We start from the raw sequence: 18,141 nt of genomic DNA on the forward strand, positions 1-18,141 counted from the left end.
AACCCTCCATATATTATATACCTTTTGATTTTGTTAAGTTTAAAAGTCCACCATGTAAAATCATTTCTTTTTGTCTATCAGTTATATTTAAAATTGTTTTAATTTCTTTGCCTTTTGTTATATTTTTTACAACTACAACTCCATTTTTAACCTGTTCGATTGCATTTTCAATGCTAAGAGAATCCATTTCATCGATTAACTCATAATCTTCAGGGTTTTCAAAAACTAAAGGCATAATGCCGTTATTAATTAGATTTGCCATATGAATTCTTGCAAATGATTTAGCTATAACAGCCTTAATACCTAAATATAGTGGAACTAAAGCAGCATGTTCTCTACTTGAGCCTTGCCCATAGTTTTGCCCACCAATTATAAATCCACCATTATTTTCTCTTGCTTTTTTAGGAAAATCTTTGTCGCATGGGGTCAAACAGTAATCTGATAAATAAGGTATATTGGACCTAAAAGGTAGTAGTTTTGCATTTGATGGCATAATATGATCTGTTGTTATGTTGTCCCCTACTTTTGTTAAAGCTTTACCAGATACTACATCTGCTAAAGGCTTTCCTTGAGGGAATGGCTTTATGTTAGGCCCTCTTATAACTTCAACATTTTCTCCATTTTGGCTTGGTGGAATAATAAGATTATCATTTATTTCAAACTTTTCAGGAAGTTCTATTTTTATATCATCACCTAATGTTCTTGGATCAGTGATATAACCAGTTATTGCAGAAGCTGCTGCAACCTCAGGGCTTACTAAGTAAACCTTAGCTGATGGTGTTCCACTTCTTCCTTCAAAGTTTCTATTAAAAGTTCTAAGTGAAACTGCATCTGTTTTTGGTGCTTGACCCATTCCAATACATGGCCCACATGCACATTCTAAAATTCTTGCACCTGCTGATACCAAAGAGGACAATGCACCATTTTTAGCAAGCATATTTAAAACTTGTTTTGAGCCAGGTGATATTACCAATGAAACTGTCTCAGCAATTGTTTTGCCTTCAAGAATCTTTGCAACTTTCATCATATCAGCATAAGAAGAGTTTGTACAGCTTCCTATTGCTACTTGGTCAACTTTTATATTTCTTAATTCACTTACTGGAACAACATTATCAGGGCTATGTGGGCATGCAGCAAGTGGAACAAGAGTTGATAAATCAATCTCTACCACTTCATCATATTGAGCATCGCTATCAGCAACTATCTCAACAAAATCATTTTCTCTCCCTTGAGCCTTCATAAACTTATATGTTACCTCATCACTAGGGAATATAGAAGTTGTAGCACCAAGCTCTGCCCCCATATTTGTAATTGTAGCTCTTTCTGGTATTGATAATGTTTTGACACCTTCTCCAGTATATTCAAATATCTTGCCTACTCCGCCTTTTACTGTTAGCCTTCTTAATAACTCCAAAATAATATCCTTTGCACTAACCCAAGGACTTAATTTACCAGTAAGATTTACCTTTACTATCTTTGGCATAGTAATATAATATTCGCCACCACCCATAGCAACTGCAACATCAAGTCCACCTGCACCAATTGCAAGCATACCAATACCACCTGCTGTTGGTGTGTGGCTATCAGAACCGAGTAACGTTTGTCCTGGAATTGCAAATCTTTCTAAATGAACTTGATGACAAATACCGTTTCCGGGTTTTGAAAAATATATCCCATGTTTTTTGGCAACAGTTTGGATGTAAAGATGGTCATCTGCATTTTCAGGCCCTGCTTGAATTGTATTATGGTCTATATATGCAACAGAACGTTTTGTTTTTACCCTATCAATGCCCATAGCTTCAAACTGAAGATATGCCATTGTACCAGTTGAGTCTTGCGTAAGTGTTTGATCTATCCTAAGTGCTATCTCTTTTCCAGGAATCATTTCACCTTTAACAAGGTGAGCTTTTATTATCTTTTGAGCAACATTCAAACCCAATATACATTCTCCTTTCAATTTATGTATATACATTATAGATTATATCATTTAGTATACTTGTATACAATATGAATAAGTAATTTTTATTTTTAATTATTTATATTATAGATATTAAAATTATTGTTAATTTTATCTATTTAAACAAGATTATTTTTATGCATTTTTTATATTGTCTTTTTTCATAAAAATTTATTATTATCCAAATAAGTTATTTAATATCTTTTATGTGGGAGGTTGATATAGTTATAGTGAACAACTGGTTACCTATTGGTAGTGTTGTTATCTTAAAGGATTGAACTTAATGCTAATGGTAAAATTGGTAATTTTACAATAAATTCATCAACTTCAATTGGTAAAGCTGAAGTCGGCGGTAATGCCTCAATAAGTAAAAAAGGGGTAGAATTTGGTGTGGTGCTATAATTCCTGCATTTGAAAAAGAATTAAGTTTTAGTTTTAAAATTGGAAAGATTGAAATTGAAATTGGTGGAAAAGCTTATATAGGTGCTATTGGTGCTAAAGCTGAATTGCAAGTTAGTGCCAATAGATTAAAAATTGGTCTTAGCAAAACTGATGGAGTAGGATTAGGAGGTTTTATTGATATAAAATGGTAAATACTAGTGGAGGCGTAGATTATGAATATAAAGCAAAAATATAGTAAATTTATACAATGGTTTTTTATTTTTTTTGGATTGCTTTCTTTTACATTGTGTGTAATACTTTCAATTATTAATTTAGATATTATATATCTATTCGAAGGCACATTTGCCTTTTTTATATTTTTCTTATTTGGTATTTTTTCCTTTAATATGTATCAAAAAAAGAATAACTTTTTCCCTAAATTCATAAAAGTTTTTAAAATATTTTACATTATCGATTCAGTATTTATGCTTATAGTATTTACCATATTAGCATTTAAAAATAAACAGTACTCTCTTGTAATAGCTTATCCAATATTAGTAGTTGGTTATCTAATTATTATTTTGTTTGAAAAGCAAAAAAGTAAAAAATAAATGCTATTGACATGAAAAAAGTAGGGGAACACTTCCCCTACTTTTTTATTTTACCCTGCTTTCGTGCATCTTGAATAGCTCTGGCATGATGTCTTTTACAATCATCTCAAGTTCATCATCACCAATTACTGTTGTTCTGCCATTTTCATATTCTTTATCAACCCATTCTTTAATCTGTAAAACTCTTGGGTCTTTTTTATCAACCTTTTGTTCACCTTCGAGCCTGAAGTAGGTATTAATCCAAGCTGCAATCCCAGCTAATCCTGAATGTGCATCAACTGCTATTACAACAGGCCTATTTAATATCTTCTTGGTATCAAAAATGTTGTAAATCTCTTCATCTTTTAGAATACCATCAGCGTGTATGCCAGCTCTTGTTGCATTGAATGCTCTTCCGACAAAAGGTGTTCTTGGTGGAATTTCATAATCAAGCTCTTTTTCAAAATAATCAGCAATTTCAGTTATAACCTCAAGTTTCATATTTTTTGTAGTACCTCTAATCTGTCCATATTCTACAACCATAGCTTCTAATGGACAATTCCCTGTCCTTTCACCTATGCCAAGTAGTGAGGTATTAACTGAAGAAGCTCCATAAAGCCAAGCTGTTGTAGAATTAGTAACAACTTTATAGAAATCATTATGACCATGCCACTCAAGCCATTCTGATGGAACTTCTGAGTAGTGTCTAAGGCCATAAATAATTCCTTGAACACTTCGAGGTAGTGCAACACCTGGATATGAAACACCAAGTCCTAATGTATCACAAGCTCTAATTTTAACAGGCATATTAGCCTGTTTTGCAAGTTTCATAAGTTCATTTGCAAATGGAACAACAAATCCATAAAAATCAGCCCTTGTAATATCTTCAAAATGACAACGTGGTATAATACCATTTTCAAGTGCTGCTGATACTATTGATAAATACATCTCCATAGCTTGCTTTCTTGTCATATTTAGCTTTTTAAATATATGATAGTCTGAACAAGAAACAAGTATACCTGTTTCCTTTATGCCTAATTCTTTAACTAACTGAAAGTCCTCTTTTTTTGCTCTAATCCATGAGGTTATTTCTGGAAATTTGTATCCTTTTTCCATACATTTAACTACTGCTTCTCTATCCTTCTTGGAATATAAGAAAAACTCTGTTTGTCTTATTATACCTGATTCATTATCAAGTTCATGTAAATAATCATATAGTCTAACAATTTGTTCTACTGTATATGGTGAACGTGATTGTTGTCCATCTCTAAATGTAGTATCTGTAATCCATATCTCATCTGGCACAAACATTGGTACATGCCTATGATTAAATGCTATCTTAGGTATATCGGTATATGGAAAGATATCTCTATAAAGATTGGGCTCTTGTATATCTTGTAAGCTGTATTTATATGCAGATTGTTCAATTAAATTTGTCTTTTTGTTAAACTCAACCTTTGCCATATCATAGCCCCCTAACATTGTATATATGTATACAATTTATTTATTGCTATTATTATATTCAAATTATGAATTTTTTGCAATAGCAAATTGCAATTTTTTATTATTTCATTGCTAAAATATAAAAATGTCAAACCTATTTTGCAGGATATAATATGACATTTTTCAACATGTAATATGGTTAACATATATTATTCATTGGTTTCAGGATTTGGCATATAATCATAATTAGAAGGTAGTCTTTCTACCTTGTTTAATTCTCTTTCGACTCTATCCTTTCTTTTTGTAGCTTCATCAATAGTTTTTTGAGCATCATTTAACTTAGTTTTTACTTTGTCTAATGTCTCACCAAACTTTTGAAATTCTTTTCTAATGCTAATTAAAGCTTCAAAAACCTCTGTTGTTCTCTTTTCAATGGCAAAGGTTCTAAAGCCAATTTGTAATGAATTAAGTATTGCACTAATTGTTGTTGGACCAGCAATAATTACTCTATAATCTCTCTGAATACTTTCAAATAAGCCAGGCTTTTTTATTATCTCTGCATATAATCCTTCAGTAGGTAAAAATAATATGGCAAAGTCTGTTGTAATTGGTGGTATAATATATTTTTCTTTAATTTTTTTTGCATTTTCTTTAATAGTTTTTTCCAATTCTTTTGAATAAATAAGAATTTCATCACTGTTTCCTTGTTCATATGCACTTATTAATCTTTCATAACTTTCTACTGGGAATTTTGCATCAATTGGTAAATATATATATTTATCTCCATCTACGCTTCTAGTTGGTATTTTTATTGCATATTCAACAATATCCCTACTTTCAGTTTTATTAATTAAAAAATTCTTCTCATATTGCTCTGGAATTAATATTTGTTCAATAATACTTCCAAGTTGTATTTCTCCTAATGTTCCTCTTGTTTTCACATTTCCAAGAATCTTTTTTAAATCACCAACGTTTGATGCTAATGCCTGCATTTCACCTAAACCTTTATGCACCTGCTCCAATCGTTCACTAACAAGTTTAAATGAATCCCCAAGTCTCTGTTCTAACGTAACATGAAGCTTGTCATCAACAGTTTTTCTCATCTCTTCTAATTTTTTATTATTGTCTTCTTGAATTTTAGCAAGTCTTTCTTCAACAGTTTCTCTTAATTTATCAACCTTTTCTTCATTTGTTTTTGTCAATGTATTTATTTGTTTATAAAAATTATCAAAATATGATGCCTGAAGATTTGTCATTTCAATAACCTTTGAGGTTAATATGTTATTTGCTGAATCCAAGGCATTTTTCATCTCAACCCTATTAGATCTAAGTTCATTTAAAGTAAGTTCATTCCCTTTTTGTATGCTTTTTTCTATTAACTCTAAGTCCTTTTGTATACCTATCTCTTTCTTGCTGAAAATCTTAATAAGTATAACTAAAGAAATTAATATGTTTATTACAAGCAAAAAACCTATTATTTCTGACATTTTATAACCTCCTAAAGATAGTATTATAAAAATTTTACACCAAAAATATCACAATAAAAACATTTTGGATTACATAATGTTACTTATTAATCACCTAATTCATATAATAAATTAGAAAATATTATACCTATATGGGGGCTTATTTTATGCTATTAAATTCAAAATTGAAAACAAATATTATAAATGAAGTTCAAAATATTTTAATACAGATTGATAATCTCTTTAGTTCTAAGGAAAACATTGATAAGATTGTTCAAGAAGTTATTAATAACTATTTCTTAAAACTTTTGAAGGTATGTTTAAAGTTATTTATTGAAAGATTAGATGAGGAAATTAAAGACTCCCCTATAATAAGGCAAGAATGGAAGGTTGTTCGCAAGGATTATAGAAAACTCTTAACGCCATATTGTGAAATTGAATATGTAAGAAGATATTACAGAAATAAAAATACAAAAGAGTATTGCTATTTAGTTGATCAAATGCTTGGTATAGATAAATATCAGAGAATAACTGATTCATTGGAAAAAAAAATCATAGAACTATCAAAAAATCTTAGTTATGAAGAGGTTATAAAAGAGATATCAAAAAATAATATAGAACTTACCTTGTCAAAACAAACAATAAAGAATAAAAAACAGAAAAAGAGGGAATAAAAATCCCCCTTATTCCTCCAAATTAAGTAGCTCTTTAAGTTCTTCATCATCTAAAGCAAAGGATGGTTGGATGGCTTTTTTACTTTCTTTTATAACTTCAAATTCACCAACAGTATATTCTTTTACCTCAACGTCATCATTTTGTTTGGTAAATTTTACTGAGACCTTTTCTTTCAATACGTTGACTGATATAACCTCACCTTCACCATCAGTTGTTTTTACAATTGACCCTATACCCGGCAATTTCTTTAATGCTTCATCATAAAATTCATGTTCATAACATAGACAGCACATAAGCCTTCCACAAAGCCCAGAAATTTTAGCTGGGTTTAAAACAAGCCCTTGTTGTTTAGCCATCTTTATTGAGACAGGTTGAAATTCACAAAGATGAGTTGCACAACATAATTCTCTTCCACAATTGCCAATACCTCCACGATATTTTGTATCATCTCTTACACCAATTTGTCTTAATTCTATTCTAGTCTTAAACACTGCTGCTAAGTCTTTTACTAGATCTCTAAAATCAACACGACCATCTGCAGTAAAGTAGAAAATCAACTTATTATTATCAAAAGTATATTCAGCATGCAAAAGTTTCATAGGAAGTCCATGTTTTGTAATCTTTTCTTTACATATCTCAACAGCTTGCTTTGCTTTTTCTAAATTTAATTGAGCAATTTCATAGTCCTCCTCTGTTGCCTTTCGTATTACCTTTTTTAATGGCTGGACTATATCCTCCTCAGGAATATCTCTAATACCTAGCATTACCTTCCCCATTTCAATTCCTCTAACTGTTTCTACTATTACATCATCACCTGCATTAAGTTCTATCTCATTTGGATCAAACCAATATATCTTCCCAGCTTTTTTAAATCTAACGCCAACAACTGTAGCCATATTAACCTCCTGTTAATTTTAAAAAAATACTATCAGCTATATTTTCATGATTAACGTTTGAATCAATATATTTTTCAATTTCAATAAAATCTTCAATATATTTATACAATTTATGAATAGTATGTCTATTCGCAAAATAATTAATATAATCTATCTTATCCGTATTAATAATCTGGTTAATATTCTCTGTTAATTTATATATTATAACATCTCGATAAAAAAAGATGATATATTCAAAAAAGGCTTTTAAATTACCTTCAAATTTTGAAAAATCAGTTTCAAACTCTTTTATAAAATCAAAAGGCTTTTTGTCATACTTATTTATCATATCAAATACATTATCTCTTAATTGATTTGTTTGATTATTGTAATAATTTATTGCATTCCCTATGTTTCCATTTGACACTTTAATAATATAATCCTTAGGATCATACCCTTTTTGTTTTATTATTTTTTCAATTTCATCATAAGAATATTTTTTAAATTTCAGTATAATAGACCTTGATATAACTGTTGGTAAAATTTTCTCAATGTTATTTGTTGTTAAAATAAAGATAACATATTCAGGTGGCTCTTCAAGTGTTTTTAATAAAGCATTTTGTGCACTTATAGATAAATCTTCTGAGTTTTTAATTATTATTACCTTCTTTTTCGAAATTAAAGGTCCAAGATAAATATTTTCAATTATGTCTCTAATATTTTCAATTGATATCTCTTTTTTACCTTCTTCTTTTTCAATAACTTTAATATCTGGATGATTACTATTCTCAAAAAGTCTGCAGCTTTTACATTTTCCACATGAAGTACCAGTTTCACAAATTAAATGTTTTGCAAATATTAGTGCTAATGTATTTTTCCCAAGACCTTTTTCTCCAGAAAAAATATACGAATGAAAAGGAGTTTTTATCGACTTTTCTAAAAAGGCCTTGATAGAATTTTGACCAATAAAATTTTCAAAACTCATTGCTTTCACCATTTATCCTATAAAAATAAATCAATAATTAAGCCACGAATATCATCAATATATGATAGAATTTTTAATGAATCCTTTTCACTTTTTAGTATTTCTTGCGTAAGTTGATCCATCTTTTGATCAATCTTTCTTATCATTCCGAAAACCTTATGCCTGCCTCGTTTATCTAAAAAAAATTCTTTAAAAAATTCATGTGAAGAATAAACAGTAAAAGATAGCAACTCTTTTATAGTCTTTTTATATTCCCTCAATGTCCCTATGTCCATCTTTTGTGATAGCTCTTTACTCAAATCATTAACTTTTTGAACCAAATTCTTTATACTTTCAACTATTTTATCTCTTTCAATATTTTTAAGATTTTGTGAAAAATCATCTTTTTTGTTTTCAACCTTTTTGAGTTCTAAAAATATTCTCTCTTTTTGGATATTGCTACTCTTGATATCCTCAATACGCATCTTTTACACTCTCTTTATAATTTTTCAAATCTTTCAATATCCATCACAAACACAGTAGCTCCACCAATTGTTATTTCTATTGGATATGGTATATATGCTCCTGTTGAAGGAGTATTTGGCATAGGTGAAGATAAAACTTGCTTTCTTATTTTACATTTTGAAGAGATAATATCTAGAACTTTATTCACCATGTCCTCCTCTACACCTATAAGTAATGTAGTATTCCCTGATCGCAAAAAACCTCCTGAGGTTGCAAATTTTGTTGCCATAATACCTTCTTTCTGTAATGCTTCCATAAGTTTACCAACATCTTCATTTTGCACAATTGCAAAAATAAGCTTCATTTCTATATCTCCTCTCAAATCAATTCTTATCTTAAATCTAAGCAAGAATCCAAATGGGTTTTTACCTTCTCAAAAACCTGTTCTTCTGTTCCAAGTGCTTCAATGTTTACAATGTTAGGCTTGTTTTGTGAGGCTTCCTTAAAGGATTTATAGACACTTAAGTGAAAATCTAAGTTTTCAGAATCTAATCTGTCCTTTTTGTTCCCTTTAGTCAAGCGTTCTAAAGAATATTTGGGATGTAAAGTAAGAACTATATACAAATCTGGTTTTATCATCTCTTCGAATACCATATTAAGCTTTAAAATCTTATCTATACCTACACCTCGAACCATACCTTGATATACAATACTACTTAAGATATATCTATCTGATAAAACAACATACCCTTCTTTTAATGCTGGAATAATAACATTTCTGACATGTTCATTTCTGTCTGCAGCGAGCAAAAACGCTTCGGTAAGACCATCCATTTTATATTCTGGATCAAGCAAAAGTTTGCGAATTCTATATCCTACTTCAGTCCCACCTGGTTCACGTGTTGTTAAAACCCGAATACCTTTATTTTTTAGGTATTTCTCAGCCATGGCAATTTGGGTTGATTTCCCAGCACCATCATTCCCCTCAAAAACAATAAATCTACCATTCATCCAATATCTCAACCTCTTCAATATTTATTATTCTATTTTCCTTCAAATACATTAGATATTCAAAAATATCTTCAGTAACTTCTTCACCTTCAACAACTACAGGTATCCCTGGAGGGTATGGGGTTATTTTTTGTGCTAATACAGTATTTTTACACTCTATAAATTTAACAGTTCTTTTTTTGAAATTATCAACTTCATACATTTCAATATACTTTTTAGGCACTGGTAAATAATAATAATTAAAATCTTTATTATCATTTTTTATTATATCATAAATTACTTTCTTTAGGGCTGAAAAATCTTTTAATGCATCAACCATCGTAAAATAAAATAAAACTTTTGTTTTATCGTAAAGTTCAGTTATATATCCATTATCTTTTAAATTTTTTATAAGAACTTCACTTTCAGATGTCTTTGAATTTAAAAAAAGTACAACTTTAGTCCAATCAATTTTTTGATATTTCCAATTTGTATTTTGATAAATTGGATTAAATATATCATATAATTTGCAATAGAGTTCTGAAAAAAGTTCTTTTGCATACTTCTTGGCAAACTGAAAACCATATTCTGTAAGTAACAAAAGAATATAAGAAGGGCTTGTTGTATGTAAGGAAATTAAAGTTTTTTTAAGCTTTTCTAATTCGTCTATTTTTTTTATATGTATCATAGCTGATTGAGTTGGACATGGCAATGTTTTATGCATACTTTGGACTGTTATATCAGCTCCCAAGTCAAATGAAGAAGTTCCATCTAAAAACTTTAAATGTGCACCATGTGCTTCATCGACAATCAGAGATTTTTTATATTTATGGGCAATAGTAGATAAATAATCAATATTTTGTATAATTCCAAAATATGACGGTGATGTTATGAATATATATTTTGCATTTGAATTTTTAATAGTTTTTTCAAAGTTCTCAATATTATAATATGTAGTTATACCAGTTTGATTATCATAATCTGGATAGATATATTCAACTCTTAAATTCATTAATTTCGCAGCTTCATATATACTTTTATGCGAATCTCGAGCAATAACTATTGTATCAAATGGTTTTGATAAACCAAAAATAATTGATTGGAGCAAATGTGTAGAACCTTGCAAAGAAACAAAGGAAAAATATGAGTTAAAATAACTTTTTATATCATACAAAAACTCTAAAATAGCTCCTTTAGGGTCAAGTAAATTATCAAACTCATCTGTTTCTGTAACATCAAAAAAAGGATAAACTCCACTAAGTGAATCTGGAAAAATCTTGATTAATCCCTTATGTCCTGGCATATGAAGTCTATCAAAGTTATAATTTAAAAGTTTTTTATATATTTTGCAATTACTTAATATTTTCTCTATATCTTTCGGGTCCAATTTCATAGATATCTCTTCCTTTCGAGTCAATAGCCACAATGCAAGGTAGATTTTCTACAATTATTTCTCTTATTGCTTCTGCACCTAAATCCTCAAAAGCAATTATCTTGTCAAATTTTATTTTTTCCTGAATAACTAGTGCTGCACCTCCATAAGTTGCTAAAAAGATTGCATTGTTTTTAACTATGCTTTCTTTTATTTTACCATTTCTCTTGCCTTTCCCAATCATTATTTTAAGACCTTTTTCAAGAAGAAGTGGCGTATATTTGTCCATACGTCCAGCTGTTGTCGGACCGCAAGGACCAATTATTTCATCTGGAGTTGCTGGGCAAGGCCCCATATAATATATTGCACTATTTATTAATTCAATAGGCAATTTTTGATTATTAAGTATCATTTCATATAATCTTTTATGAGCTGCATCCCTTGCAACAAATATTTTGCCTGTAAGTAATATTTCTTCCCCAACTGATAAATTTCCTATTGAATTAATATCATCTGGTAAAATTATTTTCTTCATTGTTATCCTCCAATATATAAAATTCTATAAAAAAACCGGGTTAATCTTACCCGGCTTTTTTATAAACTATTCTCTTGGTTTTGGTGCATCAACAGGACATACATTTGCACAAGCACCGCATGAAATGCATTCTTCTTCATTTATAACATACTTGCCTTCGCCTGCTGATATACATTGAACTGGGCATTCGCTTTCGCAAGCACCACATGAAATACAGTCATCAGTTATAAAATATGCCATAGTAATGCCTCCTTTTTAAAATTTATTGAACTAATCCTTACAATTTATCCCATAAGGATTGTTCTTTGTGCAAAGTCTAAGTGCTTATTTTTCTTAGTCTTGCACTAAAATTATTTTAGCACATCATTTTATTTTTATCAATTAATATAAATATTAAATAATCTTTCACAAATAAATATTAGTTATTTTTTTCTTTACAAAGCTTATATTCAAGCGAATCAACCAATGCAATCCAGCTTGCTTCAACAATGTCGCTTGAAACTCCAACAGTTGTCCATGTGTCTTTGCCATCAGATGATTCAATAAGAACCCTTACCTTTGCCGCTGTTGCTGTCTCTGCATTAAGAACCCTCACCTTATAATCTATCAAATGTACCTCTTTCAATTCTGGGTAAAATCTTTCTAAAGCTTTCCTTAATGCTCCATCCAATGCATGAACTGGGCCGTCTCCTTCTGCTGCTGTTATAGCATTTACTCCATCAACTGCAATTTTTACAATAGCTGAGGATGAATATTTTTCTCTTGCAGGTTCGTCAATAAGAACTTTGAATTCCTTTAGTTTAAAGAATGGTTCATAAAGCCCAAGTTTTTTTCTTATTAACATCTCAAAAGAAGCTTCTGCAGACTCAAACTGATATCCTTCATTCTCCAATCGTTTTAATTCTTCAATAATCTCAAATGTTTGCGGTGAATCCTTTGTTATAGTAGGATCAATTTCTTTTATTTTATCAACAACAGTGCTTCTACCAGCTACTTCTGATAATACAATTCTTCTTTTATTACCTACTATTTCTGGATTGACATGTTCAAATGAAATTGGGTTTTTCTTAACTGCATCTATGTGCATACCTGCTTTATGCGTAAAAGCAAAAGCACCAACATAAGGTGCACGTTCATAAGGAACCATATTTGCAATTTCAGAAATGTATCTTGAAACGCTTGTGAGATTTTTAATGTTTTCTAAAGGAATACATTGATATCCTAATTTTAATTGTAAATTTGGAATTAAAGTTGTAAGGTCAGCATTTCCACATCTTTCACCATATCCATTAAAAGTGCCTTGAACTTGTCTAGCTCCTGCTAAAACAGCCATAATTGAGTTTGCAACGGCCATACCTGTATCATTATGGCAATGTATACCTATTTGAACCTTTGGAAACATTTCGGTTACTTCTTTTGTAATCTGATAAATCTCCATTGGAAATGTTCCACCATTTGTATCGCAAAGATCTAGCGAGTCAGCTCCAGCATCAAAAGCTGATTTTAGTGTTTTTATTGCATATTCTTTATTGTTTTTGTATCCATCAAAAAAATGTTCAGCATCAAATACCACATATTTGCCCAATTTTTTCAAATAATAAATTGTTTCATAAATCATTGATAGATTTTCATCTTCACTTGTTTTTAGAACCTCTTTAACATGAAAGTCCCATGATTTACCAAATATCGCTACTGCATCAGTCTCTGCGGATATAAGTGACTTTAGGTTAGCATCATCTTCTGGTTTAATGCCAACCCTTCTAGTGCTACCAAATGCTATTAATTTTGCATTCTTCAATTGCATTTTCTTTACTCTTGAAAAAAATTCTTGATCTTTGACATTTGACCCAGGATTACCAGCTTCAATAAAAGAAATGCCAAACTTATCTAACTTTTCAACAATTTTAAGTTTATCTTCTAAAGAATATGAAATACCACCTGCTTGAGCACCATCTCTTAATGTAGAATCATAAATAACAATTCTTTTGCTATCCAAAAATATCCCTCCTTAAAATATAAAAAAACCCAGCCTGTGTAAAGCTGGGTTATATTTATATATAATTATTAAAATTTATTCACAGGCCCAATTGGGTGCATTTATATATTATATTGTTGATAAATTTAATCACTGATATTTTTAAGATTATACTTTTGCATATTCGTATTATTATCATAATTTGCACCCCTTTGGAAGAATTTATTTTTATTATTTTACACAGATTTAAAAGATTTGTAAAGAGTTTAAATTATATTTTCTAAATAGTTGATTTGAATACTGTTGTTATGTTACAATAGATATGCTCTGTTTTAAGTTTTGCGAAGGAGGGATAAGAAAATGGCAATGTGCGAAATTTGCAATAAAAAAGTTGTTTTTGGTAATCAAGTTAGCCACTCAAATAGAAAAACTCGTAGAACATGGAGACCAAACGTTAAGAAAATCAAAGTTTTAATAAATGGTCATAGCAAAAGAATGTATGTTTGTACAAGCTGCATAAAAGCAGGTAAAGTTGAAAGAGCATAAGAAAAGAGTTCAAGATAATATTATCTTGAACTCTTTAATTTTGATCACTTATCTTAAATAGTTTTTTTATTAGTTTGCTGAAAATTTTGGGCATTTTTAAAACCATTATTCTCATATCTTGAATCCTCCATCTTTAAAAAATAAAAAACATCCACACCCAATTAATGCTAAAGCCAATATCAGTACTAATATCCATGGTGGCATAATAATTGCTATTAGTAATCCAATGCCTATCAATATTAAAACAAAACCAATGAATCTTTTTCTAAAATAATTTTTTTTGCTCATCTAATAATTTTATATTAAGGCTTAGTTTATTATATTCATAATATTTTTAATTTGTGATTATTTTTATTATATATAATTCTAATCGGAATAGTTGACAATGATAAATATATTTATTATAATTGATAATGATTTTCAATTTCATTTAATTAACGGAGGTATTAAAATGCTTAATGGATTTATAATTTCTTTTCGTGAGGTTTTTGAAATAATACTTATTGTTGTCTTAATACTTGGTTTCATAAACTCAACAAAAACACAAAATCTTAAAAAGAGTCTTATTATTGGTACAACACTTGGTATCCTTGTAAGTTTTATATTTGGTATTATTGCATTTAATCTAAATGAAGCATTTAAAGAAGTATCTGAAGCTTTCGAAATTATAACAAAAGGCATCTTATTTATACTTATCACATCATTTATTGTATATTCTATTAAAATTGTTAGATCAGATATATCAAAACAAATTACAGATAATATCTCAAAACATAAAACATTATCGTTGGGTATTTCACTAGTTTCTTTTTTCAACGTTTTGCGTGAAGGTATTGAGCTAAGTGTATTTCTATTGACTAGCTTTATAACCAATAGAGATATGAATATTTTTTGGGGAGTAATTTTAGGAATAACCTTTTCTTTATTTCTTGCATTTGTTATATTTAAATTTTCTATTAAAATAAATTTTAATTGGTTATTTAAGATAATAAATATAATTTTAATAATTGTATCTGCCGGAATATTTAAAGATATTTTGGAAGAGATAAGTAAAGAGATTTTTAAATCAGATAATAATACATTATTAATATTACCTGGTATTTATATAATGGTTTTAGTCTATATGCTATTTATTAACAAAAATAGAAAGCTGGAATAATTAATATTCCAGCATCTTTTATTTACTTAAAAATTCTACAGTAAAGTTTATTACACTTTTTTCCCATTCATATTTGTTAAAGGTATGATCTGCACCATCAATTTTTATAAATGTAGCTTTTTCCCCTAAAATCTCTTTATATTTTTCTCCAACTGTTATAGGTACTGCAGTATCATTGGTGCCATGTAAAATTAATACTTGATTTGGGTATTTTGATATCATATCAAAAAAGTCATAGTTTTGTAAATCCAAATAAAATTCTTTTGATAAAATTAAACCACCTAAATCTAAATATCCTATTGTTTTAACCTGTTGGTTGTTTTCAACTATATTTTTTGCAATCTCCAACATATTCCCTGCCGGTGCCCATAATACAACCTTATTCAACTTTTCTTGATAATATCCAGCTAAATATGAAGAAATAGCACCGCCAAGTGATAGCCCTACTATTGATACCTTACTTTTATCAACAAATGGTAAAGAAAATAAATAATCAACAATAATTTTAGCATCTTCAATTTCTTTTGAAACAGTCATATCAAAAAAATCTCCATCGCTTTCGCCAGATCCAGCAAAATCAAACCTTATACTTGCTATTCCTTGTTTTTCTAGTTCTCGTGATAGCTTTACAAAAATAAAGTGCGGTTCCATTCTATTGCCAGTAAAACCATGAAAAATAGCAACAGCAGGAATAGTCCCTTCAAAGTTGTCTGGAATATGTAGATATCCTCTTAAAACTTTTCCCTCTTTGTTTGTAAGTTCAATATGCTTTTGCATCAAAATTCCCTCCTACAAATTTATTTAAATTGCTCTGCAAGTATCCCCTTCAATTAATTTATGCTCTACTAAGAGTCTTTTGTAAGTTTTATGAGGCTCAACAAGTTCTTTTAAAAGTAATTCTGCAGCATATTTACCAAGGTAAAAGACATTAATGTCAATTGTGGTTAGTTTTGGATATGATAACGTGGTAAAAATTGAGTTGTTAAAACCAATAATAGAAATGTCATATCCAATTTTTAAGCCTAATTCACGAGCAGCTCCAATAGTTGCAAATGATATTGTATCATCCATACAAACAATAGCTGTTGGTCTATTTTTTAACATGAGTAATTCACGAGCTTTTTCATAAGAACTTTTTTCTTCTAATTCTGTAAATTTTACCATATCAGAGTCGAATTCAATATTATTCTTAGTTAGTGCCTGCTTATAACCTTCTAATCTATCTTGCGTTACAACTAAATTTTCAAAGCCACCAAGAAAACCTATTTGAGTATGTCCTAAGTTTATTAGATAATTTGTTGCATCAAACGAAGCTTTTTTGTTGTCGTTGTCAACCCAATTTATGCTTTCTTTATTTTTATAAGGAGTGCCAATAACAATAAATGGAAATTTAAGTTTCTTTAAATATTCAATAGAGTAATCATTTACTCTAGAAGATAATAGTATAATCCCATCTACTTTTCTACTTTTTATTAGATTTTCTAAACTTTTTTTCTCATTCTCAGGTGGTGATATATTTAATACCAAATCATATTCAGTCTCATTGATTACACTACATATCCCTGAAACAACCTGATCAAAGAAAGTACCAGTAAGAACTTGCTCAACTTTTCTAGGCATAAATATACCAATCGCAAAAGCCTTTTTTTTGACTAAACTTTTTGCACTTGCATTCGGAATATATCCTAATCTTTCAACAACTTCCATTACTTTATCTATTGTTTCTTTACTTATCTTTGCATTTCCTGATAAAACCCTTGAAACTGTAGAAGGAGAAACATTGGCTTCACGTGCTATATCTTTTATTGTAACCATTAGTATCCTTCCTTTACTAGTATTTATCATATATTAACGGAAAATTTATTTCAATTTTACAACTATTATTATAGTATTCATATTTCAATCCATAATTAACACTAGTATATAATTTTATTCTATTGTTTAGATTATCTAATATAAAATTATTAGCATTTAATTTTTGAAGATTAATATTTGAATAAACAATTATATTTAATGTATCTTTAAACTTAGATGCTGATATCTTAATAATCTTCTTAATTGGATGCTTGTTATTTATATTATCAGCAAAAAATCTGGCTATAGGATAAAATATTCCATGCAAAACCATTGCATCTTTTACATCATCATCAACTAAAACAATAATGTCAACTAGATCTTTCAGTGTTACTTTATATGAAATAAGTATACTTTCAAATATTGAGGTTTCATATGTAACTTTATTAAATATTCTTGGAGCATCAGCATTAAGCTCAAGTAAACTAACAAGAGAGTTTGCCATTTTACTAATATCTTTTTCATTATTTTCATCAGCCATATTTTTTATTGTATTAGCTAAACTATAAAATATCTCTTTGCTTTGGTTGGATAATTCTTTTGATTTTTCACAATCTTCATGTGACTTAATTTTATCTCTAAGCCAATCCAAAAAAGCTTTCATCTCAAAGTAATCAAAGCAAAATATATCTTTATACTCTTTATCAAATACATCTTTGAAAAAATTATTTATAACCTCAATATTGTTAAAATATCTTAATACTTTGGGTAACAAAAAAATAACAAAAATGCTCATATTTAAAACTACACTAAAAAATAAACACAAAAATAATAAAAATATATTTTCTATAGTAAGTTTAGAAAATACGAAGAAAAGAATTAATGCAATTATTGAATTACTTAGCAAAGTGAATTTTAATACATCTTTAATTATTAATTTTTTCATTTCAAATC

Annotated in this window: 19 protein-coding genes; 4 read left to right on the top strand and 15 right to left on the bottom strand. The window is 29.1% G+C overall.

All coding sequences use genetic code 11. From position 1 onward, the window contains the following. Window positions 1-13 precede the first annotated feature (13 nt). Entirely contained in the window at window positions 14-1,939 is a 1,926-nt protein-coding gene (locus tag ACAG39_06375; protein MEZ0536864.1) for an aconitate hydratase, read from the bottom strand. Between the two features lie 632 nt (window positions 1,940-2,571). Here ACAG39_06375 and ACAG39_06380 point away from each other — a divergent pair. Next, window positions 2,572-2,949 (top strand): hypothetical protein, encoded by a 378-nt coding sequence (locus ACAG39_06380; protein MEZ0536865.1) that lies wholly within the window; start codon window positions 2,572-2,574, stop codon window positions 2,947-2,949. Window positions 2,950-2,994: 45 nt separating this feature from the next. Here ACAG39_06380 and ACAG39_06385 read toward each other — a convergent pair whose 3' ends face one another. Further along, the gene (locus ACAG39_06385; protein MEZ0536866.1) at window positions 2,995-4,392 is read right to left on the bottom strand and encodes a 2-isopropylmalate synthase; all 1,398 of its coding nucleotides are present in this window, start codon (window positions 4,390-4,392) and stop codon (window positions 2,995-2,997) included. A 188-nt stretch (window positions 4,393-4,580) separates the two neighbouring features. Beyond that, window positions 4,581-5,858, bottom strand: coding sequence for a DNA recombination protein RmuC (gene rmuC, locus ACAG39_06390; GenBank protein MEZ0536867.1), 1,278 nt, complete (start codon window positions 5,856-5,858; stop codon window positions 4,581-4,583). Window positions 5,859-6,004: 146 nt separating this feature from the next. On the opposite strand from rmuC, the gene ACAG39_06395 reads away from it, so the two are divergent. After that, a complete protein-coding gene (locus ACAG39_06395) occupies window positions 6,005-6,511 on the top strand; it encodes a UPF0236 family transposase-like protein (protein ID MEZ0536868.1) in 507 nt (168 codons plus the stop codon). A 9-nt stretch (window positions 6,512-6,520) separates the two neighbouring features. On the opposite strand, the gene ACAG39_06400 is transcribed toward ACAG39_06395, so the two are convergent. From ACAG39_06400 to cimA, 9 genes are all read right to left on the bottom strand, one after another. Further along, window positions 6,521-7,408 (bottom strand): stage 0 sporulation family protein, encoded by an 888-nt coding sequence (locus tag ACAG39_06400; protein MEZ0536869.1) that lies wholly within the window; start codon window positions 7,406-7,408, stop codon window positions 6,521-6,523. Between the two features lies 1 nt (window position 7,409). Then, window positions 7,410-8,372 carry an ATP-binding protein gene (locus ACAG39_06405; protein MEZ0536870.1) on the bottom strand — a complete coding sequence of 321 codons (963 nt, stop codon included), beginning with the start codon at window positions 8,370-8,372 and terminating at the stop codon, window positions 7,410-7,412. A gap of 17 nt (window positions 8,373-8,389) precedes the next feature. After that, window positions 8,390-8,836 (bottom strand): YaaR family protein, encoded by a 447-nt coding sequence (locus ACAG39_06410; GenBank protein MEZ0536871.1) that lies wholly within the window; start codon window positions 8,834-8,836, stop codon window positions 8,390-8,392. 14 nt (window positions 8,837-8,850) lie between these two features. Continuing rightward, window positions 8,851-9,180 (bottom strand): cyclic-di-AMP receptor, encoded by a 330-nt coding sequence (locus tag ACAG39_06415; GenBank protein ID MEZ0536872.1) that lies wholly within the window; start codon window positions 9,178-9,180, stop codon window positions 8,851-8,853. Between the two features lie 26 nt (window positions 9,181-9,206). Then, complete coding sequence (gene tmk, locus ACAG39_06420; protein MEZ0536873.1) at window positions 9,207-9,827, bottom strand: dTMP kinase; 621 nt, start codon at window positions 9,825-9,827, stop codon at window positions 9,207-9,209. Then, window positions 9,817-11,199: an aminotransferase class V-fold PLP-dependent enzyme gene (locus tag ACAG39_06425; GenBank protein ID MEZ0536874.1), complete on the bottom strand. Its 1,383-nt coding sequence runs from the start codon at window positions 11,197-11,199 to the stop codon at window positions 9,817-9,819. Before ACAG39_06425 ends, tmk begins: the two co-directional genes overlap by 11 nt. Continuing rightward, window positions 11,159-11,713 (bottom strand): FumA C-terminus/TtdB family hydratase beta subunit, encoded by a 555-nt coding sequence (locus ACAG39_06430; GenBank protein MEZ0536875.1) that lies wholly within the window; start codon window positions 11,711-11,713, stop codon window positions 11,159-11,161. Before ACAG39_06430 ends, ACAG39_06425 begins: the two co-directional genes overlap by 41 nt. A 66-nt stretch (window positions 11,714-11,779) precedes the next feature. Further along, window positions 11,780-11,953, bottom strand: a complete 174-nt coding sequence (locus tag ACAG39_06435; protein MEZ0536876.1) for an indolepyruvate ferredoxin oxidoreductase subunit alpha — start codon at window positions 11,951-11,953, stop codon at window positions 11,780-11,782. Window positions 11,954-12,131: 178 nt separating this feature from the next. Next, window positions 12,132-13,709 carry a citramalate synthase gene (gene cimA, locus ACAG39_06440; protein MEZ0536877.1) on the bottom strand — a complete coding sequence of 526 codons (1,578 nt, stop codon included), beginning with the start codon at window positions 13,707-13,709 and terminating at the stop codon, window positions 12,132-12,134. A gap of 339 nt (window positions 13,710-14,048) precedes the next feature. On the opposite strand from cimA, the gene rpmB reads away from it, so the two are divergent. Both rpmB and ACAG39_06450 read left to right on the top strand, forming a co-directional pair. Then, entirely contained in the window at window positions 14,049-14,234 is a 186-nt protein-coding gene (gene rpmB / locus ACAG39_06445) for a 50S ribosomal protein L28 (GenBank protein ID MEZ0536878.1), read from the top strand. 451 nt (window positions 14,235-14,685) lie between these two features. Then, window positions 14,686-15,393 (top strand): FTR1 family protein, encoded by a 708-nt coding sequence (locus ACAG39_06450; GenBank protein MEZ0536879.1) that lies wholly within the window; start codon window positions 14,686-14,688, stop codon window positions 15,391-15,393. 18 nt (window positions 15,394-15,411) lie between these two features. On the opposite strand, the gene ACAG39_06455 is transcribed toward ACAG39_06450, so the two are convergent. The 3 genes from ACAG39_06455 to ACAG39_06465 are packed head-to-tail and all read right to left on the bottom strand — an operon-like array spanning window position 15,412 to window position 18,133. Then, window positions 15,412-16,170, bottom strand: coding sequence for an alpha/beta hydrolase (locus tag ACAG39_06455; protein MEZ0536880.1), 759 nt, complete (start codon window positions 16,168-16,170; stop codon window positions 15,412-15,414). A 24-nt stretch (window positions 16,171-16,194) separates the two neighbouring features. Then, the gene (locus ACAG39_06460) at window positions 16,195-17,208 is read right to left on the bottom strand and encodes a LacI family DNA-binding transcriptional regulator (GenBank protein ID MEZ0536881.1); all 1,014 of its coding nucleotides are present in this window, start codon (window positions 17,206-17,208) and stop codon (window positions 16,195-16,197) included. Window positions 17,209-17,224: 16 nt separating this feature from the next. Next, a complete protein-coding gene (locus tag ACAG39_06465; protein MEZ0536882.1) occupies window positions 17,225-18,133 on the bottom strand; it encodes a hypothetical protein in 909 nt (302 codons plus the stop codon). Window positions 18,134-18,141 lie beyond the last annotated feature (8 nt).

It is taken from the genome of Caldicellulosiruptoraceae bacterium PP1 (assembly GCA_041320695.1).
GTDB lineage: Bacteria > Bacillota > Thermoanaerobacteria > Caldicellulosiruptorales > Caldicellulosiruptoraceae > JBGGOQ01.

Excerpts from the sequence above, each read along its gene's own strand:
- ACAG39_06400 (MEZ0536869.1), bottom strand. The coding sequence starts at position 7,408 with ATGGCTACAGTTGTTGGCGTTAGATTTAAAAAAGCTGGGAAGATATAT.
- ACAG39_06465 (MEZ0536882.1), bottom strand. The coding sequence starts at position 18,133 with ATGAAAAAATTAATAATTAAAGATGTATTAAAATTCACTTTGCTAAGT.
- ACAG39_06415 (MEZ0536872.1), bottom strand. The coding sequence starts at position 9,180 with ATGAAGCTTATTTTTGCAATTGTGCAAAATGAAGATGTTGGTAAACTT.
- rmuC (MEZ0536867.1), bottom strand. The coding sequence starts at position 5,858 with ATGTCAGAAATAATAGGTTTTTTGCTTGTAATAAACATATTAATTTCT.
- ACAG39_06425 (MEZ0536874.1), bottom strand. The coding sequence starts at position 11,199 with ATGAAATTGGACCCGAAAGATATAGAGAAAATATTAAGTAATTGCAAA.
- ACAG39_06405 (MEZ0536870.1), bottom strand. The coding sequence starts at position 8,372 with ATGAGTTTTGAAAATTTTATTGGTCAAAATTCTATCAAGGCCTTTTTA.
- ACAG39_06395 (MEZ0536868.1), top strand. The coding sequence starts at position 6,005 with ATGCTATTAAATTCAAAATTGAAAACAAATATTATAAATGAAGTTCAA.
- ACAG39_06380 (MEZ0536865.1), top strand. The coding sequence starts at position 2,572 with ATGAATATAAAGCAAAAATATAGTAAATTTATACAATGGTTTTTTATT.
- ACAG39_06410 (MEZ0536871.1), bottom strand. The coding sequence starts at position 8,836 with ATGCGTATTGAGGATATCAAGAGTAGCAATATCCAAAAAGAGAGAATA.
- tmk (MEZ0536873.1), bottom strand. The coding sequence starts at position 9,827 with ATGAATGGTAGATTTATTGTTTTTGAGGGGAATGATGGTGCTGGGAAA.
- rpmB (MEZ0536878.1), top strand. The coding sequence starts at position 14,049 with ATGGCAATGTGCGAAATTTGCAATAAAAAAGTTGTTTTTGGTAATCAA.
- ACAG39_06435 (MEZ0536876.1), bottom strand. The coding sequence starts at position 11,953 with ATGGCATATTTTATAACTGATGACTGTATTTCATGTGGTGCTTGCGAA.
- ACAG39_06460 (MEZ0536881.1), bottom strand. The coding sequence starts at position 17,208 with ATGGTTACAATAAAAGATATAGCACGTGAAGCCAATGTTTCTCCTTCT.
- ACAG39_06385 (MEZ0536866.1), bottom strand. The coding sequence starts at position 4,392 with ATGGCAAAGGTTGAGTTTAACAAAAAGACAAATTTAATTGAACAATCT.
- ACAG39_06450 (MEZ0536879.1), top strand. The coding sequence starts at position 14,686 with ATGCTTAATGGATTTATAATTTCTTTTCGTGAGGTTTTTGAAATAATA.
- ACAG39_06455 (MEZ0536880.1), bottom strand. The coding sequence starts at position 16,170 with ATGCAAAAGCATATTGAACTTACAAACAAAGAGGGAAAAGTTTTAAGA.
- ACAG39_06430 (MEZ0536875.1), bottom strand. The coding sequence starts at position 11,713 with ATGAAGAAAATAATTTTACCAGATGATATTAATTCAATAGGAAATTTA.